The organism is Streptomyces sp. NPDC025784 (genome assembly GCF_055558435.1).
On the sequence record NZ_JBVHMN010000009.1, the window covers coordinates 107462 to 132876 of the forward strand.

General features: G+C 71.8%; 25 protein-coding genes and 1 pseudogene. 12 read left to right on the forward strand and 14 right to left on the reverse strand.

Translation table 11 applies throughout. The features are described from left to right. Nucleotides 1-44: 44 nt before the first annotated feature. Nucleotides 45-1244, forward strand: coding sequence for a PucR family transcriptional regulator (locus tag ACZ4IF_RS21340; RefSeq protein WP_467564977.1), 1200 nt, complete (start codon nt 45-47; stop codon nt 1242-1244). Nucleotides 1245-1305: 61 nt separating this feature from the next. On the opposite strand, the gene ACZ4IF_RS21345 is transcribed toward ACZ4IF_RS21340, so the two are convergent. Beyond that, nucleotides 1306-2898 (reverse strand): oxidoreductase, encoded by a 1593-nt coding sequence (locus ACZ4IF_RS21345; RefSeq protein ID WP_467564979.1) that lies wholly within the window; start codon nt 2896-2898, stop codon nt 1306-1308. Nucleotides 2899-3060: 162 nt separating this feature from the next. On the opposite strand from ACZ4IF_RS21345, the gene ACZ4IF_RS21350 reads away from it, so the two are divergent. Further along, nucleotides 3061-3423 (forward strand): DUF1304 domain-containing protein, encoded by a 363-nt coding sequence (locus tag ACZ4IF_RS21350; protein ID WP_345652592.1) that lies wholly within the window; start codon nt 3061-3063, stop codon nt 3421-3423. After that, nucleotides 3420-3974, forward strand: coding sequence for a TetR/AcrR family transcriptional regulator (locus ACZ4IF_RS21355; RefSeq protein WP_467564981.1), 555 nt, complete (start codon nt 3420-3422; stop codon nt 3972-3974). The genes ACZ4IF_RS21350 and ACZ4IF_RS21355 overlap by 4 nt, the downstream gene beginning before the upstream one ends. Nucleotides 3975-3978: 4 nt before the next feature. Here ACZ4IF_RS21355 and ACZ4IF_RS21360 read toward each other — a convergent pair whose 3' ends face one another. Both ACZ4IF_RS21360 and ACZ4IF_RS21365 read right to left on the reverse strand, forming a co-directional pair. Further along, a complete protein-coding gene (locus ACZ4IF_RS21360) occupies nt 3979-4845 on the reverse strand; it encodes a hypothetical protein (protein ID WP_467564983.1) in 867 nt (288 codons plus the stop codon). Nucleotides 4846-4919: 74 nt separating this feature from the next. Then, complete coding sequence (locus ACZ4IF_RS21365; RefSeq protein ID WP_467564985.1) at nt 4920-5948, reverse strand: GlxA family transcriptional regulator; 1029 nt, start codon at nt 5946-5948, stop codon at nt 4920-4922. 71 nt (nt 5949-6019) lie between these two features. Between ACZ4IF_RS21365 and ACZ4IF_RS21370 the strand changes: the two genes are divergently transcribed. Together ACZ4IF_RS21370 and ACZ4IF_RS21375 are read left to right on the forward strand one after the other, a co-directional pair. Then, on the forward strand, nt 6020-6970 hold the full coding sequence (locus tag ACZ4IF_RS21370; RefSeq protein WP_467564987.1) for an NADP-dependent oxidoreductase: 951 nt from the start codon (nt 6020-6022) through the stop codon (nt 6968-6970). A 352-nt stretch (nt 6971-7322) separates the two neighbouring features. Continuing rightward, a complete protein-coding gene (locus ACZ4IF_RS21375) occupies nt 7323-7703 on the forward strand; it encodes an anti-sigma factor antagonist (protein WP_467564989.1) in 381 nt (126 codons plus the stop codon). Here the strand turns inward: ACZ4IF_RS21375 and tuf are convergent. Both tuf and ACZ4IF_RS21385 read right to left on the reverse strand, forming a co-directional pair. Continuing rightward, entirely contained in the window at nt 7684-8877 is a 1194-nt protein-coding gene (gene tuf / locus ACZ4IF_RS21380; RefSeq protein ID WP_359499010.1) for an elongation factor Tu, read from the reverse strand. The genes ACZ4IF_RS21375 and tuf overlap by 20 nt on opposite strands. Before the next feature lie 114 nt (nt 8878-8991). Beyond that, the gene (locus ACZ4IF_RS21385) at nt 8992-9945 is read right to left on the reverse strand and encodes a ribose-phosphate diphosphokinase (RefSeq protein ID WP_467564991.1); all 954 of its coding nucleotides are present in this window, start codon (nt 9943-9945) and stop codon (nt 8992-8994) included. A gap of 249 nt (nt 9946-10194) precedes the next feature. Between ACZ4IF_RS21385 and otr(A) the strand changes: the two genes are divergently transcribed. Both otr(A) and ACZ4IF_RS21395 read left to right on the forward strand, forming a co-directional pair. Next, entirely contained in the window at nt 10195-12069 is a 1875-nt protein-coding gene (otr(A), locus tag ACZ4IF_RS21390; RefSeq protein ID WP_467564993.1) for a tetracycline resistance ribosomal protection protein Otr(A), read from the forward strand. Between the two features lie 166 nt (nt 12070-12235). Continuing rightward, complete coding sequence (locus tag ACZ4IF_RS21395) at nt 12236-12886, forward strand: DUF4230 domain-containing protein (RefSeq protein WP_345652615.1); 651 nt, start codon at nt 12236-12238, stop codon at nt 12884-12886. A 61-nt stretch (nt 12887-12947) separates the two neighbouring features. Here ACZ4IF_RS21395 and ACZ4IF_RS21400 read toward each other — a convergent pair whose 3' ends face one another. The 7 genes from ACZ4IF_RS21400 to ACZ4IF_RS21430 form a co-directional block, all read right to left on the reverse strand. Next, entirely contained in the window at nt 12948-14705 is a 1758-nt protein-coding gene (locus tag ACZ4IF_RS21400) for a complex I subunit 5 family protein (RefSeq protein WP_467564996.1), read from the reverse strand. Continuing rightward, the gene (locus ACZ4IF_RS21405) at nt 14705-15052 is read right to left on the reverse strand and encodes a sodium:proton antiporter (RefSeq protein WP_359499000.1); all 348 of its coding nucleotides are present in this window, start codon (nt 15050-15052) and stop codon (nt 14705-14707) included. Before ACZ4IF_RS21405 ends, ACZ4IF_RS21400 begins: the two co-directional genes overlap by 1 nt. Next, nucleotides 15052-15792 carry an MnhB domain-containing protein gene (locus ACZ4IF_RS21410; protein WP_467564998.1) on the reverse strand — a complete coding sequence of 247 codons (741 nt, stop codon included), beginning with the start codon at nt 15790-15792 and terminating at the stop codon, nt 15052-15054. Before ACZ4IF_RS21410 ends, ACZ4IF_RS21405 begins: the two co-directional genes overlap by 1 nt. Continuing rightward, nucleotides 15789-16049, reverse strand: coding sequence for a Na(+)/H(+) antiporter subunit B (locus ACZ4IF_RS21415; RefSeq protein WP_095938129.1), 261 nt, complete (start codon nt 16047-16049; stop codon nt 15789-15791). Before ACZ4IF_RS21415 ends, ACZ4IF_RS21410 begins: the two co-directional genes overlap by 4 nt. Next, nucleotides 16042-16494, reverse strand: a complete 453-nt coding sequence (locus tag ACZ4IF_RS21420; protein ID WP_467565000.1) for a monovalent cation/H+ antiporter complex subunit F — start codon at nt 16492-16494, stop codon at nt 16042-16044. Before ACZ4IF_RS21420 ends, ACZ4IF_RS21415 begins: the two co-directional genes overlap by 8 nt. After that, on the reverse strand, nt 16491-16673 hold the full coding sequence (locus tag ACZ4IF_RS21425) for a hypothetical protein (protein ID WP_467565002.1): 183 nt from the start codon (nt 16671-16673) through the stop codon (nt 16491-16493). Before ACZ4IF_RS21425 ends, ACZ4IF_RS21420 begins: the two co-directional genes overlap by 4 nt. 242 nt (nt 16674-16915) lie before the next feature. Then, entirely contained in the window at nt 16916-17290 is a 375-nt protein-coding gene (locus ACZ4IF_RS21430; protein WP_467565350.1) for a hypothetical protein, read from the reverse strand. Between ACZ4IF_RS21430 and ACZ4IF_RS21435 the strand changes: the two genes are divergently transcribed. Together ACZ4IF_RS21435 and ACZ4IF_RS21440 are read left to right on the forward strand one after the other, a co-directional pair. Then, a complete protein-coding gene (locus ACZ4IF_RS21435) occupies nt 17178-17714 on the forward strand; it encodes a VanZ family protein (RefSeq protein ID WP_467565327.1) in 537 nt (178 codons plus the stop codon). The genes ACZ4IF_RS21430 and ACZ4IF_RS21435 overlap by 113 nt on opposite strands. A gap of 140 nt (nt 17715-17854) precedes the next feature. Next, a pseudogene (locus tag ACZ4IF_RS21440) lies at nt 17855-19075 on the forward strand (RICIN domain-containing protein). A 125-nt stretch (nt 19076-19200) separates the two neighbouring features. On the opposite strand, the gene ACZ4IF_RS21445 reads toward ACZ4IF_RS21440, so the two are convergent. Continuing rightward, a complete protein-coding gene (locus ACZ4IF_RS21445) occupies nt 19201-20637 on the reverse strand; it encodes an MFS transporter (RefSeq protein WP_467565004.1) in 1437 nt (478 codons plus the stop codon). A 154-nt stretch (nt 20638-20791) separates the two neighbouring features. Between ACZ4IF_RS21445 and ACZ4IF_RS21450 the strand changes: the two genes are divergently transcribed. Further along, a complete protein-coding gene (locus tag ACZ4IF_RS21450; RefSeq protein ID WP_467565006.1) occupies nt 20792-21439 on the forward strand; it encodes a TetR/AcrR family transcriptional regulator in 648 nt (215 codons plus the stop codon). Nucleotides 21440-21578: 139 nt separating this feature from the next. On the opposite strand, the gene ACZ4IF_RS21455 is transcribed toward ACZ4IF_RS21450, so the two are convergent. Then, nucleotides 21579-22541, reverse strand: coding sequence for a hypothetical protein (locus ACZ4IF_RS21455; RefSeq protein WP_467565008.1), 963 nt, complete (start codon nt 22539-22541; stop codon nt 21579-21581). A 192-nt stretch (nt 22542-22733) separates the two neighbouring features. Here ACZ4IF_RS21455 and ACZ4IF_RS21460 point away from each other — a divergent pair, with 192 nt between their 5' ends. Both ACZ4IF_RS21460 and ACZ4IF_RS21465 read left to right on the forward strand, forming a co-directional pair. Further along, nucleotides 22734-23030 carry a heavy-metal-associated domain-containing protein gene (locus ACZ4IF_RS21460; protein WP_467565010.1) on the forward strand — a complete coding sequence of 99 codons (297 nt, stop codon included), beginning with the start codon at nt 22734-22736 and terminating at the stop codon, nt 23028-23030. A gap of 93 nt (nt 23031-23123) precedes the next feature. Further along, nucleotides 23124-25388, forward strand: a complete 2265-nt coding sequence (locus tag ACZ4IF_RS21465; RefSeq protein ID WP_467565012.1) for a heavy metal translocating P-type ATPase — start codon at nt 23124-23126, stop codon at nt 25386-25388. Nucleotides 25389-25415 lie beyond the last annotated feature (27 nt).

Here is a 25415-nt window from a genome sequence, read left to right on the forward strand (position 1 = left end):
TCGTCTCGGAGCCCCTGATCCCGTGCGCAGGAGGAGCCCGAGCCGTGGACGACGAGCCCAACGGTCCGTTCAAGGTGTTCCCTTCGGACCTGCACGACCACCTCAGGCCCTTCTTCGCCGACATCGCCGAAGAGGTCGTACGGGCCATCAGGACCGAGATCCCCGAGTACGCCCGGCCGACCGACGACACGTACATGCATGTCGTGCACCAGGGTGTGGAGCACGCCTTGCAGGGGTTCCTGGAGCGGATGGCGAAGCCGGACACCGACTGGGAGCCGGTGAAGGCGACGTACCTGAGGATCGGGCGGGGCGAGGCGGAGGAGGGGCGCAGTCTCGACTCGTTCCAGTCCGCGCTGCGCCTCGGCGCGCGGGTGACCTGGCGGCGGGTGAACGCGCTGGTCGACGCGGAGTTGCTGCCCCGCGAGGTGCTGGCCGCCCTCGGTGAGGCGCTGTTCCTGCACCTGGACGAGATGGCGGCCGCGACGACGGCGGGCTACACGGAGGCGCGGCTGCACGCGGCCGGGGAGTTGCAGCAGCGGCGCAGCCGGCTGGTCGACCTGCTCACCGCGGATCCGCCCGCGTCGGCCGAGGCGATCAGCGATCTCGCGCACTCGGCGCGCTGGCCGGTACCCCGGGCCCTCGCGGTCGTCGCGGTCGACCAGGGGTCGCGGCCGGGGGCGGCACGGCCGATCGTGCCCGCGGAGTTCCTGGCACGGTTCGACGTCCAGCCCGCCGTGCTGGTCGTGCCCGACCCGGACGGGCCGGGCCGGGCACGGGCGGTCGCCGGAGCGCTGCACGGGCTGCGTGCGGCGATGGGTCCGACCGTGGCGCTCCAGGAGGGCGCGCGATCGTGGCGCTGGGCGACCGAGGCGCTGGATCTGGCGCGGCGCGGCATCCTGCCGGGTGCGGAGCCGGTGCGCTGCCAGGACCATCTGGCGACGCTCCTGCTCTTCCGCGACGAGGCCCTGGTCGACGCGATGGCCGAGCGGCGGCTCGGGCCGCTGGTGGAGATGCGTTCGCCGCAGCGGGAGCGGCTGGCGGAGACACTGCTCAGCTGGCTCCAGTGCGGGCACAACGCGAGCGAGGTGGCGGCGCGGCTCGCCGTGCACCCGCAGACGGTGCGCTATCGGATGCGCCAGCTGGACGAGTTGTTCGGGGACCAACTGCACGATCCGGCGGCCCAGTTCGAGATGCAGCTCGCGCTTCGGGCACTGACCTTGCGCACGGCGGCCCAGTCGCGCTGACACCGGTGGGTACGGCGGCCGAGTCGCGCCGGGACCAGCGGTCAGGGCGGGCCGCGGGGCGTCACGCCCTGCGCAAGGTCCGGTTGGCGGCCGCCGCGGCCGTCGTCGCGAGCAGCCAGCCCAGGCACACGAGGACCACGGCCGCCCACTGGAGTCCGCCGCGCGGACTGAACGCCTGCTCCTGACCGAAGTCGACGAGCGGCAGTACGAGGTCGAAGGTGTAGATCGCGGCCTGGAAGTGGGGCGGCTTGCCCGGGTCGACCGCCTGCGGGGGCCATCGGGTGAACAGCAGGCTGCCGCTGAGCATGATCGCGCACAGCCACCACACCGCCCGCATCGGCCGGTAACCGTAGCCGAGGGTGATGTCCTGGAGGCCGCCCCACACCCGGCCCGGCCACGGCAGCGTGGTGTGCTGGCGCCGCTGTTTGGCGAGGAGCACCGTGCGGGCGTCGCCGTCGTGACCGTGCAGCCGGTAGGAGGCGGCCAGTTGCTCGTAGGGTTGCGGGGTGAACCCCTCGGGATCGCGCGTGAGCAGTGGAAGCCGCTGTGCGGCGGGGAGTTGGGGCAGCAGGCTGTCGTAGACCACCCCCTCCATACGCAGGGCCACGGGCCAGCGCGGCGGGGTGCCCTTCAGCACGGTGACCCGGGTGTGGCTGAGGTCGACGGTGCCCTTCACCGGCTCACGGAAGCGCAGGTCGAGCTCGGAGGCGGTGGAGCGGCGGCTGATCAGAGCGGCCTGACCGGCGGGCGCCTCGATCAGGGCGTCCTTGAAGGACAGACGGCTGCGTACGGTGATGCTGCTCATGGAGATTCTGCCGCGCGCCGTGAACCCGTCGCACAGGTTGAACTCGGCGCCGACGTCTATGCCGTGGGCCCGCAGCGCGGGTCCGTGCGGGGAGTCGAGCACAGCCTCCTGGAAGAGCGCGCCGCCGCCCACGCGGGCGTCGCACAGATCGACGGTGCCCTCGGCGACGAGGCCGCCCCGGCAGTTGAAGTCCCCTCCTATGTGCAGCCTGTTGGCCCTCAGGGCCGCGCCGGCCGGGTTGCGCAGCTCGGCGCGCTTGAGTACGACGCTGCCGCGGACGGAGGTGTCCCTGAGGTCGGTGCAGCCGTCGACGCGCAGCCCCGTGCCCGCCTGGACGTCGCCTCCGACGGTGGCGCACAGCAGTTGCAGGGCGCCCTCGCCCCGCCGCTCCCCGTGCCCCGTCAGCCGGCTGCCCTCCAGTCGCAGGGTGCCGCCGATCGAGGCGCCGTACAGGTCGATGGGCCCGCGCACCTCGCACCCGGCGATCTCGCACTTCCAGCCGATCGTGACGCCGACGGCCGACAGTCCGGGCAGCTCGCAGTCGCGCATCTCCAACGCCCCGAGGGTGGCGCCGTCGAGGCAGGGAGCCTGCTCGAAACGGCAGCCGTGCAGCCGCAGGGTCCCCGGGAGGACGGCCTCGGCCAGATCGAGCCGGCCGGTGATCGACACGTTCCTGAGCCTGAGCCGCGGCACATGTCCCGCCTCGGCCTGCGGAGGCGCCAGCAGGAGTCTCCGCACGACGCGGGCCCGCACCTCGCCCCGGTGCGTGAACCACTCCCCTCGCCGGAAGGCGGCCCACATCCTCCGCTCACTCCCGCTCCAGCCGGCCGGCGCGAGACTGCCCGACACGTCAACTCCCCCTCAGGTAACGGAAATACCGTGCATCGCTACCCCGACGGCGGACGCCACAACCGGAGGTGCCGTGTGACGTCCCCGGCATAGTTCCTGGACGGTTGTCCAGCTATAGTGGACAACCGTCCAAGACATCCGAGACGACGGAGCCAGCTGACGATGGAGACGGTCGCGAACGTGCTGGTGGGGCTGGTGGCCGCGCTGCACGCGTACATCCTGGTCCTGGAGATGTTCCTCTGGGAGCGCGCGCCGGGACGGGGCCTGCACGGATTCGACCCCGAGATGGCCCGGGCCACCGCACCACTGGCCGCCAACCAGGGTCTCTACAACGGGTTCCTGGCGGCGGGGCTGGTGTGGGGGCTCGTCGCGGACGATCCGACCGGCTTCCGCGTCCAGGTCTTCTTCCTGGTGTGCGTCGTGGTCGCGGGCGTGTACGGGGCGGTCACCGCGAACCGCCGGATCCTCTTCGCGCAGGCCCTGCCCGGGGCACTCGCCCTGGCCGCCGTCCTGATCGCCCGGTGACGTCCCGGGACCCGCGGGCCGCCCGGACCCGTGCCAGACTGCGCCGGGCGCTGCTGGAGGAGTGCGCCGAGCAGCCGCTGACGGAGGTCGGCGTCGCGGCGCTGGTGCGCCGGGCCGGGGTCGGCCGGGCGACGTTCTACGTGCACTACGCGGACCTGGAGGCGCTCGCCGTCGACGCCTGCGCCGATGTCGTACGGGACGCGGTGGAGGCCCTGCACGCCTGGCGCGGGCGGCCCGATCCGGTGTCGGCGCCGCCTGCCCTGCTCGCCTTCTTCGCCGGCCTCGCCCCGCACACCGCTCTCTACCGGGCACTGCTGAGTCCGGGCGGCGGCGGCCCGCTCGGCAGCGTGCTGCACCGCGACCTGCGGGCCCGCAGCCTGGCCGAACGCACCCTGGTGGGCGCCCCGGACGCCCCGCTCGTCGCGTCCGCCGTCGCGGCCACCTTCGCGGGGGTCCTCGCGGACTGGCTGCACGGGCTGCTGGAGGGCACCGCCGACGAGATCGCCCACCAGGTCTGGCAGTTGCTGGTCGCCCTGCACCGCAGTCGCTGACGGCTCACTTGCAGCCGACGCCCTCCTTCACCGCCGGCCACACCTCGACCCCGTCGGGTGTGCGGACGTACGCCTTCGACCGGCCTGCGGTCAGCCACAACTGCCAGTCGTGGAACCGGTAGCCGGTGTCGCGTGCCGCGGCCGGCATGGTGCCGTCCGGTTCGTACGCGGAGGTGAGCATGCCGTCGAGGACCCCTTCGGGATCGCGCGCGTAGAGCCTGCCGTCCTCGCCCCGGCCGATCGCCAGGAAGCGTGCGCTCTCCCAGTCGCAGTGTTCGGCACCGACCGAGCTGTGCACCTTCGTGACCGGGACGCGCCGGCCGTCGCGGTCGGTCCAGATCTCGTACCAGGTCGAGTCGGTGAAGCTCGCGGGGAGTTCGGCCGGATCGCAGGACGCGCTGGTCTCCGGGCCCCAGCCGGGGCGGTGCGGGCGGTCCAGCGCGACGACGACGGCGACCTTGGTGCGCCCCTCGACGTCGTACGAGAACAGCACCCGCCCCTTCTCCTTGCGCTCCATCCGGTAGCCGGACTCGGGCAGTTCGGGCTGCTCCATGTCGAAGAACGCCCGCAGGCCCTCCTCGGGCGTCGAGCCGCCGTCGCCCTTGCTCCACGGGTCGCTGCCGCCACCCGAGTAGATCTCGGCGTCGCACTCCAGGGCCCGCCCGGCGGCACCCGACCGCGCCCGGACCGCACGAGGGCCGTCCTCGCCGTCGTCCCCGCCGGTCGCCTCCTTCACGGGCACGGTCAGCGGACCGGTGTACGGCGTGGCGGGCGGCGTCCCGGTGACCACGAGGCCGCCGCCGTTCCCGTCCCCGCAGCCCACCGCGGCCGCACCGAGCAGAACCATCGTCGCCGCGAGTCCCTTGCGCATGCCCACCCCTTGCCCTCCGGCTGCCGTCTCCCTCCTTCGACGCCGCGCAGGCGCGGTTCGTTCGAGGGGCGGAGCTATCGGGCCGCCTGGAAGGTGCGCCGGTACGCCTGGGGCGAGACGCCGATGGCCACGTGCAGGTGCTGGCGCAGCGAGGCGGCCGTCGCGAAGCCGACCTCGCCGGCGACGCGGTCCACCGAGAGGTCGCTGGACTCCAGCAGCCGTCGGGCGCGGGCCACGCGCTGCTGGATGAGCCAGCGGCCCGGGCTCATGCCCACCTCGTCGTTGAAGCGGCGGGCGAAGGTGCGCCGGCTCATCCGGGCGTGCTCGGCGAGTTCGGTGAGGGTCAGCGGGTCGCCGAGGCGGGTCAGGGCCCACGCGCGGGTGGCGGCGGTGCTCGTGGCGGCCGGGTCCGGCACGGGCTGCTCGATGTACTGGGCCTGGCCGCCCTCCCGCAGGGGCGGCACCACGCAGCACCGGGCGACCTTGTTGGCCAGCTCGCTGCCGTGGTCCTCGCGCAGGACGTGCAGGCAGGCGTCGATGCCGGAAGCTGCGCCCGCCGAGGTGAGGACGGTGCCGTCGTCGACGAAGAGCACGTCCGGGTCCAGCGGGACGTGCGGGAACATCTCGCGGAACCGGTCGACCAGCTGCCAGTGGGTGGTCGCCCGCCGCCCTTCGAGCAGTCCGGCCGCGGCCAGCACGAAGGCGCCCGTGCAGATCGACACGATGCGGGTGTCCGCCCCGATGAAGGCGAGCGCGGCGGCCACCTCGTCGGAGAGCGACGCGGTGACGAACGCCGGGCCGATGGCGGGGATCACCACCGTGTCGGCCGTGCGCAGCGCCTCGGGGCCGTGGTCGACGGTGACCGAGAAATCGGCGTTGGTGCGGACCGGCTGTCCGTCGACGGTGCAGGTCATCACCTCGTACCGGCCGTCCGCGGCACCGAAGATCCGGCTGGGGATACCCAGCTCGAAGGGGTAGACGCCGTCGAGGGCGAGGACGACCACGCGCTCCGTACGGCCTTTGACCCGTCCTCGCCGCCGTCCGGCACGGTCCTCCCGGTGTCCGGCGAGGTCCCGCTCGCCACGGTGTCGCTTCGCTGCCATGGCACGATTCTATCGATGATTGGCAATCGTGCCATTTTCCTGCCGAGCCGACCCCGGCACGCTGGGACACCATGAGCACTGTGAACACGATGCGAGCCATCAGCCAGGACGTTCTCGGCGGTCCCGAGGTCCTGAAGGAAGTACGGGTGGAGCGCCCCGAGCCCCGCGCCAACGAGGTACTGGTGCGGGTGCACGCCGCCGGCGTCAACCCGACCGACTGGAAGCACCGTGCCACGGGCGGCTTCCTCGGCGAGCCGCCGTTCGTCCTCGGCTGGGACGTCTCCGGCGTCGTCGAGGCGACCGGCATCGGCGTCGCCCTCTTCAAGCCCGGGGACGAGGTCTTCGGCATGCTGTCCTACCCGTGGGGCCACGGCTCGCACGCCGAGTACGTGACCGCGCCGGCCCACACCTTCGCGCACAAGCCGGCCGGCATCGACCACGTCCAGGCGGGCGCGCTCCCGCTGGTGTCCCTGACCGCGTGGCAGGCACTGGTGGAGACGGCGGACGTGCGGCCCGGACAGCGGGTGCTGATCCACGCGGCGGCCGGCGGCGTGGGGCACGTGGCCGTGCAGGTCGCCAAGGCGCGCGGCGCGTACGTGATCGGCACCGCGAGCGCGGGCAAGCACGACTTCGTGCGGGGCCTGGGCGCGGACGAGCTGATCGACTACCGGGACACCGACTTCGCCGAGGCGGTCCGGGACGTCGACGTCGTGCTGGACACCGTCGGCGGCGACTACGTGCAGCGTTCCCTGCGCACGCTGCGCGAGGACGGAATCCTGGTGACGATCCTGCCGCGGGGCTCCAAGGAGCTCCCGGCCCAGGCCGAGAAGGCCGGGGTGCGCGCGACCGAGATGCTCGTCGACGCCGACCACGCCGGGATGAAGGCGATCGCGGAGCTGGTGGAGGCGGGCAAGCTGCGTGCCTCGGTCGCCGAGACCTTCCCGTTGGCCGACGCCGCCGAGGCGCACGCTCTCGGCGACACCGGACGGACGGCGGGGAAGCTGGTGCTCGCCGTCGTCTGACCCGGGCCGGACGGGCCGGTCAGGGAGGCGCGCCGCACCCGTGACCAGCTCCTCCGGCACCAACCACCCTACGTTCAGGGCGACTTGGCAGCCCTGACACGAGGCACGGACGGAGCCGTGACGGCCTCCCGCACCAGGGATCCATCGCGCGACTCGCCGATTAAATCGAAGACATATGTCAATCGAACATGCTGGAATTCACTCCATCGGGGGTAACTTGCAGAGCAAGGAAGAGCTCTGCAACCACCGGCGGCCCGGCGGCGTGTCCTCACGCGCCGGACGTCGTCGCCCGGCTTCTCACTGGCCCCTGCCTTCGGCAGCGGGCCGGCTGCCGGTTGGAGGTGATGTCTTCGTGCCGCACGACCCCGCACCCCCGACCCGGCATCTGCGTATCCACCAGGACCGCGGACATACCGTCCTGGAGTTCCACGGGGAGATCGACATCCTCGCGGCGCTGGAGATCACCCCGGCCCTGGACGCCGTCACCGGCGGCCCGGCACCGCAGGTCGTCATCGACCTGCGGCCCGCCGACTTCTTCGACTGCTCGGGCCTGCGCCTGCTGTACCGCGCCAGGCGGCGCGTCCTCGCCCGCGGCGGGCGGCTGCACCTCCTCTGCACCCAGCCGCTGACGCTGCGCGTCCTGCGGGCGACCGGTCTCACACGCCTGCTGCCGCCCTCCGCGTCCCTCGACGAGGCGTTCAGCCGCCCGGAGGCTACTTCCGGATCCTTGTGACCTGCCCCGCGCCGACCGTGCGGCCGCCCTCACGGATGGCGAACTTCAGCCCCTCCTCCATGGCGATCGGCTGGATCAACTGCACCTGCATGGTGGTGTTGTCGCCCGGCATGACCATCTCGGTGCCCTTGGGAAGCGTCACCACCCCGGTGACGTCCGTGGTGCGGAAGTAGAACTGCGGGCGGTAGTTGTCGAAGAAGGGCGTGTGCCGGCCGCCCTCGTCCTTCGACAGGATGTAGGCCCGTGCCTCGAACTCCGTGTGCGGCGTGACCGATCCGGGCTTGATGACGACCTGCCCGCGCTCCACGTCCTCCCGCTTCACACCGCGCAGCAGCAGTCCCACGTTCTCCCCCGCACGCCCCTCGTCGAGGAGCTTGCGGAACATCTCGACGCCGGTCACCGTGGTCTTCGTCTTCTGTTCGTGGATCCCGATGATCTCGACCTCGCTGTGCACCTTCAGCACGCCGCGCTCGATGCGGCCGGTGACGACCGTGCCGCGGCCCGTGATGGTGAAGACGTCCTCGATCGGCATCAAAAACGGCCGGTCCACGTCGCGCACCGGCTCGGGCACGAACTCGTCTATGGCGGCGAGGAGTTCGAGGATGGAGGCGCTCCACTTCGGGTCGCCCTCGAGGGCCTTGAGCGCGGAGACCTGGACCACGGGCACGTCGTCGCCCGGGAATTCGTACTCGGTGAGGAGCTCGCGCACCTCCAGCTCCACGAGTTCCAGGATCTCCTCGTCGTCCACCATGTCCGTCTTGTTGAGCGCGACGACGATGTACGGGACGCCCACCTGCCGGGCCAGCAGCACGTGCTCCTTGGTCTGCGGCATCGGCCCGTCGGTCGCCGCGACGACCAGGACCGCGCCGTCCATCTGCGCGGCGCCCGTGATCATGTTCTTGATGTAGTCCGCGTGGCCCGGACAGTCGACGTGCGCGTAGTGCCGGTGTTCCGTCTGGTACTCGACATGGGCGATGGAGATCGTGATGCCGCGCTGGCGTTCCTCAGGGGCCTTGTCGATCTGGTCGAACGGCGTGAACGGGTTCAGGTCGGGGAACCGGTCGTGCAGCACCTTGGTCATGGCCGCGGTGAGCGTCGTCTTGCCGTGGTCGATGTGACCGATGGTGCCGATGTTGACGTGCGGCTTGGTCCGCTCGAATTTCGCCTTCGCCACTGCGAGCCCTCCTGATCACCTGGGTGACGCCGAGCGTTGCTCGCGGCTTCCCGGCCGGGCACCAGGCCGCTTCCCCGGCCCTGCGGACGGGCGGGAAGTTCCGCTCCTTCCTGTCTATTCGCTCTGGGGCGCGTCGAACAGGGCGCTGACGGACTCACCGTTGTGAATGCGCCGCACCGCCTCGGCGAGCGCCGGCGCGATCGACAGGACGCGGAGCTTCTCGGTGTGCTCCTCGACCGGGACCGGAACGGTGTTCGTGCACACGATCTCCAGGACGTCGCTCTGCTCGCTGAGCCGCTTGAGCGCGCCGGCCGCGAACAGCCCGTGGGTGCAGGCGACCCGGATCGACCGGGGGCCCAGCTCCCGCAGCCTGTCGAGGAGTTCGAGGACGGTGCTGCCCTTGGCGATCTCGTCGTCCAGCACGATCACATCGCGTCCGGCGACCTCTCCGATGACGGAGCTGATGCGCACGCGGTCGTCGGCGAACCGCTGCTTGGCACCGGCCGCCACCTGCGCCCCGAGCAGCCGCGCGAACGCCGCGGCCTCCTTGGCGTTGCCCAGGTCCGGCGACACCACGGTCGTACGCGACAGGTCGTGGCCGCGGAAGTGCGCCGCCAGCTCGCGCAGGGCGTGCAGATGGTCCACCGGGACCGAGAAGAAGCCGTGCACCTGCGGGGAGTGCAGCGTCATCGCGAGGACCCGGCTCGCCCCGGCCGCCACCAGCAGGTCCGCCACGAGCCGCCCGCCCATGGAGATCCGGGGCATGTCCTTCTTGTCCGAGCGGGCGTACGAGTAGTGCGGCATGACCACGGTGATCCTGCCCGCCGACGCGCCACGCGCCGCGTCACACATCATCAGCAGCTCGACGAGGTGCTCCTGCACCGGTGAGACCAGCGGCTGCACGAGGAAGACGTCACGCTCACGACAGTTCGCCTGGAGCTGGACCTCCAGGCAGTCGTTGGCGAACCGGCTGACGCGGGTCGGGCTGAGGGGGACACCCAGATGCGCGCAGACCTCCCCGGCCAGCTCGGGATGGGCACTACCGCTGAACACGGCGATGTCACGCACGACCGCTCCTCGCATGATCGAACCGGGCCGTGGCGCCGTGCGGCAAGATCGGCCCGGGGTGCGTGTTTCATGCTACTGGGGACCTCCCGGTCACTCGACCGGGGCCAAATTCGGTTGCGGACGACCGCCCGGACCGCGCCATGATGACGACGTCAGAGCCACCCGCCCCCCAGGAGAACGACATGCGCCGATTCCTCGGAACACCTCAGCGCCCCCACCGGACGACTGTTCCCGAGGACTCGACCACGCATGCACACCCTGAACATCGGAATTCTGGCCCACGTCGACGCGGGTAAGACCAGCCTCACGGAGCGGCTGCTGTTCGACGGCGGCTCCATCGACCGGCTCGGCAGCGTCGACGCCGGTGACACCCGTACGGACGACGGGGCGATCGAGCGGCAGCGCGGGATCACGATCCGCTCGGCCGTCGCCGCCTTCCGCGCCGGGGACGTCCAGGTCAACCTGATCGACACCCCTGGACACTCCGACTTCATCGCCGAGGTAGAGCGCGCCCTGGAGGTCCTGGACGGGGCGGTGCTGCTGCTCTCCGCCGTCGAGGGCGTGCAGGCGCAGACGCGCGTCCTCATGAGGACTCTGCGGCGGCTCGGCCTGCCCACCCTGGTCTTCGTCAACAAGATCGACCGGGCGGGGGCGCGTGAAGGCGCGCTCCTCGACGACGTACGGCGGCTCCTCACGCCGTACGTGGTCCCGCTCAGCCGCGTCGACGCCCTCGGCACACCGGACGCCCGGGTCCTGCCGCGGCCGCTCGACGACGCCGCGGCCGGCACGCTCGCCGAGGTGGATCCCGGTGTGCTGGCGGCGCTGGTCGACGGTCCGCCGCCGACCCCGGACGAGTTGGAGGACGCCCTCGCCGCACGGACGGCCGACGGCTCGGTCCATCCGGTCCTCTTCGGTTCGGCGATCGGCGGGCAGGGCGTCGCGGACCTGGTCGCGCGTCTGATCCGGCTGGTCCCCGGCCCGACCGTGGCGCCGTCCTCCCCCGGTGAGCCGCGCGGCACGGTGTTCGCCGTACGGCCCGGGCCGGGAGGCGACCGCACGGCCTGGCTGCGCCTGTACGAAGGGGAGGTGAGGCAGCGTCAGCGGCTGGTGTTCCGGCGACGGGAGGCGGACGGCCGGACCGTGCAGGTGCCCGGCCGGGCGTTGGGCATGCAGGTGGTCGGACGGCCGGAGGCCGACCGGCTCACCCCGGGGAACATCGCCGTGCTCCGTGGTGCGGGTGCGCTCCGCGTCGGCGACCGGCTCGGCCCGTCCGGTGACCGGGCCCAACAGTTCGCCGCCCCGACCCTGGAGACGCTGGTCAGGGCCAGGCGTCCCGAGCAGGCCGCCGCACTGCGCGCCGCGCTGCTGGCCCTCGCCGACCAGGACCCGCTGCTGCACGCCGGACCCGCCGCGTCCGGCAGCACCGCGCTGCTGCTGTACGGGGAGGTCCAGAAGGAGGTCCTCGCGGCCACGCTCGCACAGGACTTCGGCATCGAGGCCGACTTCGAGCCGAGCCGGGTGCGTCTGCTGGAGCGCCCGGTGGGCACCGGTGAGGCGTGCGCGGAGATCCAGCGGCACGGGCACGTCGGGTTCTGGGCGACGATCGGGCTGCGGGTCGAACCGGGACCGCGCGGCTCCGGCGGAGTCTTCACGTACGAGACCGAACTCGGCGCGCTGCCCCGGGCGTTCCACCAGGCGATCGAGGACACGGTGCACGCCACGCTGCTGAGCGGACCCCGTGGCCGGCCGGTGACGGACTACCGGGTCACGCTCGTCCGCTCCGGGTTCGCGGCGCCGGTCAGCACGGCGGCCGACTTCCGCGGGCTGACCCCCGTCGTGCTGCACCGGGCCCTGGAACGGGCGGGGACCCGCGTGTACGAGCCGTACCACGCCTTCGAGGTGGAGATCCCGCTCGACGCCCTGGCCGCGGTGACGGCCCATCTGGCGTCGTGCGGTGCGGAGTTCGGGGCCACGACCGGCGGCCGCACCTCGTGGCTGGTCACGGGTGAGCTGCCCGCCGGCAAGGTGCGGGACGTCGAGTTGCGGCTCCCGGGGCTGACGCACGGCGAAGGGGTCTGGTGGTCGCGTGTGTCCGGCGACCGTCCCGTCCGGGTCGCGCGCTGACCGATGCGTCGTGCGGAGCGGCGGCTCCGGCCGGTGCCGTGGGTGGGGCGGACACCGCGCGTCCGCGGGGTACGGCGAACGGCGGCGGCGCCGGTGACCGGCCCGACACGCGGGCCTGTCGGAGCAGTTGGGGGGTACCCGGGTCGTTGAAAGGAGGACCGTCGACATGACGACGTCCATCAAACGCATGCCCGGTTGGGCGAAGGTGGTCAGCGCCTTCGTGCTGGTGCTCGTGGTGCTGTTCGCCGGGGTGCGGCTGGCCCTTCTGCCGGGGCTGCACGACGTGTTCGGCACCGAGACCCACGACCGGTCGGGTCCCGCGCTGCTCAAGTCCATCCAGGACATCAGCCGCTACGACGCCGCGTCGGGCAACTTCCAGGTGGTCGTGGACCTGGAGAAGGACGCCAAGTACCTGCCCGACGCGATCCGCGGCACCCGCACGCTGTACGTGGGCGCCGGCACGGTCGACGCGTACGTCGACCTCGGCAAGCTCGGCGAGAAGGACGTGACGGTCGACAAGGACCGCACGTCGGCCACGCTCCGGCTTCCGCACGCGGCGCTGGGCAAGCCCGCGCTCGACCCCGACCACTCGTACGCCGTCTCCAAGCAGCGTGGCCTCCTCGACCGGCTCGGCGACGTCTTCTCGGACAACCCGAACGACGAACGGGCGGTCCAGCGGCTCGCCGCCAAGCACATCGGCGAGGCCGCGAAGGACTCCCGCCTCACCGCGCGCGCCGAGGAGAACACCACCGGCATGCTCCAGGGTCTGCTGCGTTCCCTGGGCTTCGAGGAGGTGACGGTCACCTACGGCGCGTGAACCGGTCCTGCCGACAGCAGGCGACGCCGCGGTCCCGTCGACATGGTCCGGGCGACACTCCTCAGGAGAGGATGCCCGGCAGCGCCAGTGCGGCGAGCAGGGTCGCGCCCGCCAGCGTCCAGGCCACGTAGTCACCGATGTGGCCCGACTGGAGGCGCCGCAGCGGCTCGGTCCACGGCTGCTCGCCGAACGGCTCCGGACGGGACACGGCGAGTGCGGCCAGGCCCAGCGCCAGCACGGTCGAGAGCAGTCCGAGGAACACACCGGCGGGTGTCCAGTGGGGCGAGGTGACCGCCCCGCCGGACCCCGCCTCGCTCACGGCGTGCCCCACCAGGCGCGCGACGCCCGGCACGGCGCCGACGGCGAGGGACCCGGCCAGCAGCAGAGCGGGAACCACGGTCATCGTGTCCGGTACCCGGCTCAGCCGGTGCCGGGTCTCCGGCTCCTCACGGATGCCGGTGGTCTCGTACGCGGACACGTCGCGCGGTTCGGGACCGGCTCCGAGGAACACGCGCGCGGTGACCCGCAGCACGGCGCCCGCGGTCACGGCCGACACGACGACGAACACCGCGGACAGCGGGCCGCCGACCGCCTCTTCCGTGACCGCCTTGCCCAGCCCGGTGCCGAAGGGCGGCAGTCCGGCGAGGCCGAGCGCGCCGAGGACGAACAGCACGGCGACCCCGCGCAACGACCGGGCACGGCCGTGCAGCGCGTGCTCGTCGACGCTGCCGTACCGGTCGAGCAGGATGCCCGTGCAGGCGAACAGGGCGGCCTTCACGCCGGCGTGTCCCAGGATGTACAGCGCGGTCCCGTCGTCGGCCTCGGGGGTGAGCGCACCGATGCCGATCACGAAGAGCCCCATGTGGGCGACGGTCGAGTAGGCCAGCAGTCGTTTGATGTGCCGCTGGTACCAGCACATGACGGCGCCGACCACCCCCGTGAGCACGCCGAGGACGACCAGTGCGCGTCCCACGTCGGCCGCCGGGATCCCGCCGGGTCCGTCGAACACCGTGCCGTACACCCGCCACACGCCGTACGCGCCCATTTCCACCAGCACCCCGGACAGCAGCATGCACACGGGTGTGGGGGCCACGGCGTGCGCGTCCGGCAGCCAGAAGTGGAAGGGCACGGCCGCGGCCTTGACCAGCAGGCCGGTCAGGACGAGCACGAAGGCGGCCAGGGTGAGGGCGTCCGGCCCTCCGTGCGCGTCGAGCCCTCTGCCGATCTTCATCATGGCCAGCTGGCCCGTGCGCGCGTAGAGCAGGGCGATGCCGAGCAGCATGGCATACGCGCCCAGGGAGTTGACGACCCCGAAGGTCAGCGCGCCCTGCACGGCTTTCGCCTCCTCGACGCGATGTCCGGTGAGCGCGTAGGCCACGACGCTCATCAGCTCGAAGAAGACGAACGCGTCGAAGAGGTCTCCCGCGACGGCGAAGCCGCACATGCCGGTCTGGAACAACAGCATCAGCGCGGGGAAGGATCCCGCGTGGCGGCGCGGCGGTTCGTCGAAGTAGCGCCAGGAGTACACCAGCGCCGCCAGGGTCAGCAGGGAGGCGAGCGCGGCCATGCCGAGCCCGGGTCCGTCCCCGACGAGGACGATGCCGACGCTCTCGCCGTCCTTCGGCGCCCAGCCGCCCACCCATTCGACCAGCGGGGGCGAGGAGTTGAGCAGCAGGACGATCGCGAGGGCCGCCGTGCCCGCGGAGACGACGCAGCCCAACGGTTCGGCGACGGCACGCGGCAGCCGGCGGCCGCCCGCGACCAGCAGTGCGGCTCCGAGCAGCGGTGCCGCGACGAGCAGGGGAAGCAGGTGGTCCATCAGCCGCGCAGCTCCGAGAGCTCGTCGGGGTCGACGGTGCCATGGCGTTTGGAGACCTGGATGACGAGGGCCAGCAGCAGCGCGGTGACGGTCGCACCGACGACGACGTCGGTCAGGGCGAGGGCCTGCACGACGGGGTCGACGACGGGGCGCGACCCGGGTTCGACGTCGGAGAAGACGGGCGCGGTGCCGCCGTCGCGATAGCCGACGGCGAGCAGCAGGACGTACGTGGCGGACTGGCAGACGGCGAGGCAGCCCACGGCGTGGATGAGGTTCCGGCTGGTGGCGATCCCGTAGCAGCCGGTCAGGAAGATCCACACGGCGACGAGGTACGGCAGTACGGACATCACGAACCGCTCTCCTTCTCGATCTCCACGGCCTGGTCGAGGAAGCGGGCGAGCAGCACCACGACCGCGCAGGCGACCTCCATGCCGATGGCCGCGTTCAGGAGGGGGACGGTCCCGCCGGACGTCAGGGTGTTGAACGTGCCGTACGGCAGGAGGGTGTTGGCGAGGAACGCCGTCCCGCCGAGCAGCCCCGCGAGGCCCGTGACGAGGTAGGCGGAGGCGGCGAGCGCGTCGCCGACCTCGTAGAGACCGATCGGGCGGACGTTCTCCAGGGCGCGGTAGTCGGCTCCGAGGTACAGCAGATGCAACGCGGTCGCGGCCACCACCCCGCCCTGGAAGCCGCCGCCGGGACTGAGTTGTCCGTGCGCGACGACGTACAGGCCGGTGAGCAGCGCGACGGGCAGCACGACCAGCGCGTACCGGCGTACCGGGAGGGACACCGCGGCGGGTTCCGGTGCGGCGCGCCGCTCGTCGCGGGTCTGGCGCAGCAGGACGACCGTGCCGATCACGCAGGCGAACAGGATGCCCAGTTCGCCGAGGGTGTCGAAGGCGCGCTGGTCGAAATTGACGGACGCGACGGTGTTGGCGGTCTGCCGGGCCAGCGATTCGCGGACCACCCGGTCGCCGTACGGGTGCGTGGCACCGCCGAACGGGGGCAGCGCCGGGCAGGCGGCGACGAGGAGCGCCGCCAGGCCCGCGCCGCCGACGGCCAGGACCCACCGCCGTACGCGTCGCGTCATCGTGTCCTCCCCTTGCCGCGCTCGCGCCGTCGGACCTTGCGCACCGACAGCATCAGCAGCAGCGGTGTCAGCGCGGAGCCCACGGCGAGTTGCGAGAGGCCCACGTCGGGGGCCTGGAGCACGGTGAACAGGACGGCGAGGGCCGTACCGAGCACCGCGAGGACGAGGGCCTGGCGCTCGGGATCGCGCACGGCCACTGCCGCGGTGGCGCAGGCGGCGACCAGCAACAGAGCCACCACGATCAGCGGGTCATCCATGACGGCCCCCGGAGAAGCCGCCGGCCAGGGCCCGGGAGGCGACGAGGTTCCCGGCGACCAGCAGGGCGCCGGTCACCAGGAGTTTCACCATGGCCCTGCCGGGACCGGCGACCGCGCACAGGACGATCACGACCGTGGCCCCGAACACCGCGACCGCGTACGTCGCCGCCCGGGCGCCGGGCGGATCCCCTTCCAGGTCCTCGGCGAGCAGCCGGGCGAACACGAGGGTGCCGACGGGGCCGAGAAGCGCGAGGACCAGGGCGAGATCCACGTACGACGGCCTGCCGTACCCCTGGGCGAGGAGGAGAAGGACGGGGCACGCCAGCGATGTGGACAGGTTCTGCGCCACGACCCGGCGGCCGAGCGGGCCCGTCGCGACGCCCCACACCGCGGCTCCGCCGCCCAGGGCGAGCACGGCCGTCGCCGTGGCCGTCCAGCCGTTCACCGGCTGCCCACCGCCCGGCGCACTCCCCGGGCCGCGACCGCGCAGACGAGAGCCGCGGCCGCTCCCATGACCAGTTCGAGGGTGTCCACGGTGCCGATGAGGACCAGCCACAGCAGGAAGAGCGCGGTCCACCAGGCCACGACCTCGAGCGCGCTGCGAAGCGCCGTACACGGCGTCACAGGTCACCTCCACACTCCCTCGATCGCCATTTTTGGGTGAGTATGTCCGCTGCGCCATCCAAGCATCGCCACTCGTCCGAGAGACGGTGGCGCGCGAAGGGCCGACGCCCGAAGTGCCCCGGGAGCGCGGAAGGAAACCGGTCGCGCGCAGGTGGGCGCACCGACGCGCCCGCACGGCCGAACCGTCCACGCGGCACTTCCCCGCGGCCCGGCATCGTTGCCGGGATCGCGGGTAACCGCGATTACCCAGAGGGCAGTTGAAAACGGGAGGATCGCATGGTCCGTGCGGCATTTCTGACCAGTGCCGTCAGGTCCGGCAGGCGAGCGGCGGGGGCGGCGTCCGGCTCCGCGCGCGGGAAGACGACGGCGAAATCGGACGGGAAGACGTCGGGGAAGTCCGGCGGTGGGAAAGCGGCCTCCAAGGCCGGGCGCGGGAAGGCGGCCAGGACCGGCGACGCCAGGTCCGGCCGCTCACCGAGGTCCGGAGGGAAGGTCAATTCCTGGATCTGGGGGCGCAAGTCCGCGCCCAGGAAGCCGAGTTCGGCCTCACGTGGCCGGACCCCGGCGGGGGCGCGGGACGCGAAGGTACTGCCGCTGCCCGTGCGCCTGCTGGTCATGCTGCTGGCGTTCGCCGCCATGGTGGCCTTCGCCGCCGTGCTCGCCCGGCTGACCCTGGAGCCCTCCCCGGCCTCGGAAGCCCTGGTCCACAGCAATCTCCACCCGGGCCGCTCCCTGCACGCCTACCTCTCCCAGCCGGAGTTCCGCGACGCCGTGAAGCAGGTCGGCGGAAACCTGCTGCTCGGAGTGCCGTTCGGCATCCTGATGCCGACGCTGGCGCCGAAGACGCGGGGTTTCCTGCGTGTACTGGTGCTCACCGCGCTCGTCATGCTCCTGGTCGAACTGGCCCAGGGAGCGTTCGTCACGGGACGCGCCTTCGACATCGACGACGTCATCCTCAACACCTCGGGCGCGCTGGTGGGTTACCTGCTGCTCGGACGCCGGCTCGGACGGGCCGTGCACCCCAAGCGCCGTCGCGCCTGAGAGACCGGCCTCCCGACTATTGGTCCGGACCAGAGTCTTGACACATCCTTACCTCACTTCTTAAATCAAGAGGCGAAGCATGCACCCCCCACCCCAGTCGGCCCACCCGTCACGCGGGTCGTCGTACGGAAGGGAGAGTCATGGACTCCCCGCGCCTGCTCCGCAGATGTCTCCTCGCCGCCCTGTCGGGCGTGCTCGTCGCGTCCGCCGCCGTCGGCACCTCCGCGGCGGTGACGTTCCAGGACACCTTCGACGGCCCCGCCGGTTCGGCCGTCGACTCGTCCAAGTGGCAGATCGAGACCGGCGACAACGTCAACAACCACGAGCGGCAGTACTACACGTCCGGGAACAAGAACGCGGCACTGGACGGCCAGGGCCATCTGGTGATCACCGCCCGCAAGGAGAACCCGAGCAACTACCAGTGCTGGTACGGCACTTGTCAGTACACCTCGGCACGCCTCAACACCTCCGGGAAGTTCACCACGACGTACGGCCACGTCGAGGCCCGGATGAAGATCCCGCGCGGGCAGGGCATGTGGCCCGCGTTCTAGATGCTCGGCAACGACATCGGACAGGTGGGCTGGCCCGCCTCCGGCGAGATCGACGTGATGGAGAACGTCGGCTTCGAACCGTCGACCGTGCACGGCACCATCCACGGCCCCGGCTACTCCGGCTCCGGCGGCATCGGCGCGGGCTACTCCCTGCCGAACGGCCAGGCCTTCGCGGACGCCTTCCACACGTTCGCCGTCGACTGGGCGCCCGGCTCGATCACCTGGTCGGTCGACGGCACGGTCTACCAGCGCCGGACCCCCGCCGACCTGGGCGGCCGGACCTGGGTGTTCGACAAGCCGTTCTTCCTGATCCTCAATCTGGCCGTCGGCGGCTATTGGCCCGGCGATCCGGACGGCTCCACCGCCTTCCCGCAGCAACTCGTCGTGGACGAGGTGAAGGTGACCACCAGTGACAGTTCGGGCGGCGGCACCGGCGCTCCGATCCGGGGCCTCGCGGGCAAGTGCGTGGACGTCGCCGGGGCGAACTCCGCCAACGGCACCGCCGTCCAGCTCTACGACTGCAACGGCACCGCCGCCCAGAAGTGGACGGTCTCCTCGGACGGCACCCTGCGCGCACTGGGCAAGTGCCTGGACGCCACCGGCAACGGCACCGCGGACGGGACGACCGTCCAGCTGTGGGACTGCACCGGCGGCCCCAATCAGAAGTGGACCGTCACCGGGGCTCACGACATCGTGAACCCGCAGGCCGACAAGTGCCTGGACGTCAAGGACAACAACTCCGCCAACGGGACCCGGCTGCAGATCTGGACGTGTTCCGGCGCAGCCAACCAGAAGTGGACGGTGGGCTGACGGTCCGCCCGGGCCTCCTCGCCCGTGCAGGGCGCGGCTTCTGGTGCCGATCACCGCACCAGAAGCCGCCGGGCTCACGGCCGACCCTTCTCGACGGCTCGCCACCGGTTGCCGACCGCCCCTGATCAGTGCACCTGCGGGCCGGTCGGCCGAGGCCTGCCGCGCGGCACGAGGCCCAGGGCCACGACGCAGCCGGCACCGGCCGCCACGGCACACACCGTGAACGCGTCACCGAAACCGCCCACCGAACCACGCTCGAAGCCGGAGGAGGCGACGGTGGAGACCACGGCGACGCCGATCGAACCACCCACCTCGTGGAAGGTGTTGACCACGCCGGAGGCGAGCCCCGTTTCCTTGCGCTCCACCATGGCCAGTGCGGTCGTCGTGGCGGTGACGAAGACCGCTCCGAGGCCGAGAGCGGCGACGACGAAGCCCGGCAGCAGTCCGGCATGGACGCTGCCGGTCTCCGACAGCCGAGTCAGCGGGATCGTTCCGGCGGCTGCCACGGCCATGCCGGCAGCGGCCGTCGGGCGGCTGCCGATCCGGCCGACGAGTCGGGACCCGAGGTGCGCGCCGACGCCGGTGGCCACGGCGACAGGCAGGAACACCAGGCCCGTCCTCAACGGGCTGAAGCCGCGGATGTGCTGGAGATAGACGGACCCGAGGAAGAAGTACGCGATCAGCAGTGCGGTGGCGACGAGCATCAGGAACGCGCCCGCGAGCACCGGCCGCCGGGTGAACATCCTCAGGTCCATCAGCGGTGCCCGGCCGGCCCGTTCGACCGCCGCGAAGGCCGTGTACGCGACCACCGCGCCGGCCAGCGGCAGCACCGTCGAGGCGTCCGCCCAGCCACTGTCCCCCGCTTCGACAAGGCCGTAGATCAGTGTGGCGGTGCCCGCGGTGACGAGCAGCGCGCCGGGTATGTCGAGCCGTGCGGGCTGTGGGGTGCGGGCCGGGACGAACGCGGGGAGCGCGACCAGCAGGAGCAGCCCGACCGGCACATTGATGAAGAACACCCATTGCCAGCCGGGCCCGTCGGTCAGGGCTCCGCCGAGAAGCACCCCGGCCGCGGAGCCGGTGCCGCCGATCGCCGCCCAGACGCCGAGGGCCTTGTTGCGTTCGGTGCCGTGGAAGGTCGTCGTGACGAGGGAGAGCGCGGCCGGGGACAGCAGGGCCGCCCCGACGCCCTGACCGATCCGGCCGCCGAGCAGCGTCGTGGTGTTCTGGGCCAGGCCGGTGAGCAGCGAGGCCGCGGTGAACAGGGCGAGTCCGGCGAGCAGGGTGCGGCGGGCTCCGAGGGCGTCGGCGAGCCGGCCGCCGAGCAGCATCAGCCCGCCGAAGCAGAGGGTGTAGGCGGTGACCACCCAGGTCAGCGTCGACCGGCCGAGATCGAGGTCGGCAGCCATGTCGGGCAGGGCGACGTTCACGACGGTGACGTCGAGGACCAGCATGAACTGCGCGAGACAGATGAGTGCGAGGGCCACCCAGCGGCGAGGGTCGGCGGCGGGCAGGGGGCGATCGTGTCGGTCCGTCTGCGGTGTACCGGCTGCGGAATGGGTCATGAGGGGTCCTTCGGGCGTGTGTCGGAGGTCGGATCTGGCACCGCGATCAGCAGGAGGGAGGCAACGGCGCGCCGGCCGCCGCCTACAACTGAACTGTACTGTTCAGTTCACATGAACTCAACAGTACAGTTCAGTTGGCTGTTAGGGTCGGCTCATGAGCGTGGACAGCGTCAAACAGCCCCCCAGCGGCCGTCGCGCGGAGATGAAGCGGCAGGCCATCGTCCGAGCCGCTCGCTCGTTGTTCCTGCGGGACGGCTTCGGCGTGGGGATGGACACCATCGCCACCGAGGCCGGCGTGTCGAAAGTGACCGTCTACAACCACTTCGGCAGCAAGGAAGCCCTGTTCACAGAGGTCATCACGGACGCGCTCGACGAGCCGCTCGCCGGGGAATCGGCGGCCGCGCTGGAAGGCCTGACGGAGGCCGAGGACCTGAGGACCGCGCTCGTCGACGCGGCCCGGACCTGGGTCCATGCCGTGCGCACGAACGACGAGGTCACCGCCTTGCGCAACCTCGTCGCCGCGGAGGTTCACCGCTTCCCCGAACTGGGTGAGGCCTGGCGGCATCGCGGCGCGGAGAGCCACCACCCCGCTGTCGCGGGTGCACTACTGGGCCTGGCCGAGCAAGGCCGGCTGGAGATCCCCGACCTCCCGGTGGCGATCATCCAGTTCTACGGCCTGCTGGTCTTCCCTCACATGGTCTTCAGTTCCTACGGCACACACATCGACGAGGACCTGACAAACCGTCTCATCACCGACGGGGTCGACATGTTCCTGGAGCACTACAGCCCAGCAGGTACCTGACGGCGGACACAGCAGGGGTGGGGCACTCCCGGTGCCCCACCCCTCGTTCTCACAGCTGACACATCGGCCGCTCGCGAGGAGCGGCCGCACATCGGGGTCCCTCCGGTCGGCCGCACGGCAGTCCGGAGAGGGCCGCGCCTCAGTGCGTATGCCCGGCCTCCCGCTCGGCGGGCTCGCCGTGCGAGGTCTCGGACGCGTCCATCGCGCCGCCCACGTGCACGGTGAAGGCAGCCGTGCGCACCTTGCCGTCGTGCCGGAAGTCCAGGAACAGGCGGTACACGCCGGCACTGGGCGCCGTAGCGGTGAAGGAGACCTCCGGACCGGGCCGGGTCCTGCCGTCGCCGGGCTCGCCGTTGGGGTGGACGTGCAGGTAGGCGAGGTCACCGGAGCGCAGGGCGACCAGGTGGCCGTAGGAGCCCAGGTACGGCTGGAGGTCCCGGACCGGCTTGCCGTCCTGAGCCACCGTCAGCGTCAGTTCCCCGGACCGGCCGGGCACCAGGGTTCCGTCGAGCGTCACCTCGTAACCGTCGACCATGGCGGTGGCGCTGCGCCGCGGCAGTTCGGCGGGCTCGTACGTCCCGGATGCCGCGAGATCCGTACCGAGCGTGAGCGCCTCGCCGCCTTCGGGCCTGAAGTCGGCGAAGACTCGGTAGTCGCCGGCCTCCGGCAGCTCCACGGGGGTGGACCAGGTGCCGTCGGCAGCCCGGGTGGGGTGCAGGTGGCGGTAGACGGTGAGGTCGCGTGAGGCAAGGATCAGATGAAGCTCCTTGCCGTGTTCACGCTGGTAAGCGGTGACGTTTCGGCCGGTTCCGTCCTGCACGACGGCGAAGCGCAGAGCCGCCTTCTCGCCGGCTTCGACACGTGCGGTCTTCAGGTCGAGCGTGTAGCCGTTCCTCGAGACCTCCAGACCCCCCGGGCCCGTCGCCGCAGCGCCGCCACCGTGCTCCTCGTGCCCGGTTCCCGCGGCACCCTCGTGACCACCGTGTGCGCCGCCCTTCGGCTCGGGCGAGATCGCGTCGACCGCACCGCCCACGCCGTAGGCAGTGCCGAACGTCGCGGCGAGTGCGGCGGCGAAGACGGCGATCCGCAGTCCGGTGTTCATGGCTCACTCCTCATCCTCGGGCCGCTCATGAGGGGCGACCAACCCACTTCAACATACCCCCAGGGGGTATGAAGTCAAGTCCGATGACCGCTTGCCTCGAATACGGGTGGGGGGTACACATGGAGCCGTTACCAGATACCCCCTCGGGGTATACATGGGACATACGTCCACCAGTAGTCCTGGAGAACTCACATGTCGAACTGCTGCACCCCTGACGGAAGCTGCCACACCGACGCGCGGGTCACGACCACCTCCGACGCGCAGGTCACGACCACCTACAAAGTCGTCGGCATCGGCAGCGCGCACTGCCAGGGCGTTGTCACCGACGCTCTGGGCGGCTTGGACGAAGTCACCGCGGTCGGCGTCGAGATCGGCACCGGCCTGGTCACCGTGACGACGGCCGCCGAGCCCGGCGAGGTGCTCGACGCCCTGATCGCCAAGACCGTCGACGAGGCCGGCTACGACTTCGCAGGACGCGTAACTGCCTGACCACGAGCCGGGGAGGGGGCTCCCGACTCCGTGGCCCCTTCCCCGGCCCGCTCCGTCGCACTGTCGAGCGTCCGTACGTTCCGAGGAGCAGACATGACCACCACCACACCCGGTGCCGCCGCGGTCGAATTGGCCATCGGCGGCATGACCTGCGCCTCGTGCGCCGCCCGCATCGAGAAGAAGCTCAACCGTATGGACGGCGTCGAGGCCACCGTCAACTACGCCACCGAGAAGGCGAAAGTCACCTACCGCGAGGACGTCACCGTCGGCGACCTGATCGCGACGGTGGAGGCCACCGGTTACACCGCGCGCGAGCCCGAGCCCCTACGCACCGCGCCGGCAGCGGACGGTGCCCCCGCGCGGGACGAGAGCGACGAGTTGCTTCCGCTGCGCCGGCGGCTGACGGCCGCCGTGGTCCTGGCCGTACCGGTGATCGCGACGGCCATGGTCCCGGCGCTGCAGTTCGAGTACTGGCAGTGGCTCTCGCTGACGCTGGCGGCGCCCGTCGTGACGTATGCCGCCTGGCCCTTCCACAAGGCGGCCTGGACCAACGCCCGGCACGGCGCCGCCACCATGGACACGCTGATATCCGTCGGTACGTCAGCGGCATTCCTGTGGTCGGTGTGGGCGCTGTTCTTCGGCACGGCCGGCACGCCCGGCATGACGCACCCCTTCGAGCTCACCATCGCCCGGACCGACGGTGCCGGGAACATCTACCTGGAGGCCGCGGCGGGTGTCACGGCCTTCATCCTGGCCGGCCGGTATTTCGAGGCACGCTCCAAGCGCAAGGCCGGCGCGGCACTGAAGGCCCTGTTGGAGCTGGGCGCCAAGGAAGTCACGGTGCTGCGTGACGGCGAGGAGGAAATCGTCCCCGTCGGCGATCTGACGGTCGGCGACCGGTTCCTGGTCCGGCCCGGCGACAAGATCGCCACGGACGGTGTGGTGGTCGAGGGAGCGTCCGCCGTCGACGCCTCCATGCTGACGGGCGAGTCGGTCCCGGTCGAGGTCGGCTCGGGGGACGCCGTCACCGGCGCCACACTGAACGCCGGGGGGCGCCTGGTCGTGGAGGCCACCCGGATCGGCGCCGACACTCAGCTCGCCCGGATGGCGAAGCTGGTCGAGGACGCGCAGAACGGCAAGGCCGCCGCCCAGCGGCTCGCCGACAGGATCTCCGCGGTGTTCGTCCCGGTCGTGATCGCCCTGGCGCTCGGCACCCTGGGCTTCTGGCTCGGCAACGGGGCGGGCCTGACCGCCGCCTTCACCGCCGCGGTCGCGGTCCTGATCATCGCCTGCCCCTGCGCCCTGGGGCTCGCCACGCCGACCGCCCTCATGGTGGGCACCGGACGCGGCGCCCAGCTCGGCATCCTCATCAAGGGGCCCGAGGTCCTGGAGACCACGCGCAAGGTCGACACCATCGTCCTGGACAAGACCGGCACCGTGACCACCGGCAGGATGACGCTTCTCGCCGTGCACACCACTGACGGCACGGACGAGACGGAGGTCCTGCGTCTGGCGGGTGCCCTGGAGCATTCCTCGGAACACCCCATCGCCCAGGCCGTCGCCTCCGGCGCCGCCGCCCGGGTCGGCTCGCTCCCCGCTCCCGAGGACTTCGCGAATGTCGCCGGGCTCGGCGTCCAGGGCGTCGTCGAGGGCCACGCCGTCCTCGTCGGCCGGGAGAAGCTGCTCGACGAGTGGGTCATCTCCCTGCCCGAGGAGCTGCGGCGCGCCAAGGCCGAGGCCGAGGAAACCGGACGTACCGCCATCGCGGTCGCCTGGGACGGCGAGGCCCGCGCGGTCCTCGAGGTCGCCGACGCCGTCAAGGAGACGAGCCCGGAGGCCGTCGAGCGCCTGCGCGCCCTCGGCCTGACACCGATGCTGCTGACCGGCGACAACAAGGCGGTCGCCGAGGCGGTCGCAGCCGAGGTGGGCATCGCGCCCGAGCACGTGATCGCCGAGGTCATGCCGCAGGACAAGGTCGATGTGGTCGAGCGCCTGCAGAGCGAGGGCCGTTCGGTCGCCATGGTCGGCGACGGCGTCAACGACGCCGCCGCTCTGGCACAGGCCGACCTGGGTCTGGCGATGGGCACCGGTACGGACGCCGCGATCGAGGCCGGCGACCTGACACTCGTGCGCGGCGACCTGCGGGTCGCGGCGGACGCCATTCGTCTCTCCCGCAAGACGCTGGGCACCATCAGGTCCAACCTCTTCTGGGCCTTCGCCTACAACGTCGCCGCCCTGCCGCTCGCGGCAGCCGGCCTGCTCAACCCGATGATCGCGGGAGCGTCCATGGCGTTCTCCTCGGTCTTCGTGGTCGGCAACAGCCTGCGACTGCGCGGCTTCCAGCCCGCCGACCGCTGAGGCAGCCGGCCAGGAGGAGGCGCGGCG

What these genes read in the sequence shown, in the direction of transcription:
- ACZ4IF_RS21445 (WP_467565004.1), bottom strand. Translation starts at nt 20,637, where the DNA reads ATGACCCATTCCGCAGCCGGTACACCGCAGACGGACCGACACGATCGC.
- ACZ4IF_RS21450 (WP_467565006.1), top strand. Translation starts at nt 20,792, where the DNA reads ATGAGCGTGGACAGCGTCAAACAGCCCCCCAGCGGCCGTCGCGCGGAG.
- ACZ4IF_RS21405 (WP_359499000.1), bottom strand. Translation starts at nt 15,052, where the DNA reads ATGTCCGTACTGCCGTACCTCGTCGCCGTGTGGATCTTCCTGACCGGC.
- ACZ4IF_RS21415 (WP_095938129.1), bottom strand. Translation starts at nt 16,049, where the DNA reads ATGGATGACCCGCTGATCGTGGTGGCTCTGTTGCTGGTCGCCGCCTGC.
- ACZ4IF_RS21350 (WP_345652592.1), top strand. Translation starts at nt 3,061, where the DNA reads ATGGAGACGGTCGCGAACGTGCTGGTGGGGCTGGTGGCCGCGCTGCAC.
- ACZ4IF_RS21430 (WP_467565350.1), bottom strand. Translation starts at nt 17,290, where the DNA reads ATGACCAGCAGGCGCACGGGCAGCGGCAGTACCTTCGCGTCCCGCGCC.
- ACZ4IF_RS21365 (WP_467564985.1), bottom strand. Translation starts at nt 5,948, where the DNA reads ATGGCAGCGAAGCGACACCGTGGCGAGCGGGACCTCGCCGGACACCGG.
- ACZ4IF_RS21395 (WP_345652615.1), top strand. Translation starts at nt 12,236, where the DNA reads ATGACGACGTCCATCAAACGCATGCCCGGTTGGGCGAAGGTGGTCAGC.
- ACZ4IF_RS21370 (WP_467564987.1), top strand. Translation starts at nt 6,020, where the DNA reads ATGAGCACTGTGAACACGATGCGAGCCATCAGCCAGGACGTTCTCGGC.
- ACZ4IF_RS21465 (WP_467565012.1), top strand. Translation starts at nt 23,124, where the DNA reads ATGACCACCACCACACCCGGTGCCGCCGCGGTCGAATTGGCCATCGGC.
- ACZ4IF_RS21460 (WP_467565010.1), top strand. Translation starts at nt 22,734, where the DNA reads ATGTCGAACTGCTGCACCCCTGACGGAAGCTGCCACACCGACGCGCGG.
- ACZ4IF_RS21410 (WP_467564998.1), bottom strand. Translation starts at nt 15,792, where the DNA reads ATGACGCGACGCGTACGGCGGTGGGTCCTGGCCGTCGGCGGCGCGGGC.
- ACZ4IF_RS21360 (WP_467564983.1), bottom strand. Translation starts at nt 4,845, where the DNA reads ATGCGCAAGGGACTCGCGGCGACGATGGTTCTGCTCGGTGCGGCCGCG.
- ACZ4IF_RS21455 (WP_467565008.1), bottom strand. Translation starts at nt 22,541, where the DNA reads ATGAACACCGGACTGCGGATCGCCGTCTTCGCCGCCGCACTCGCCGCG.
- ACZ4IF_RS21400 (WP_467564996.1), bottom strand. Translation starts at nt 14,705, where the DNA reads ATGGACCACCTGCTTCCCCTGCTCGTCGCGGCACCGCTGCTCGGAGCC.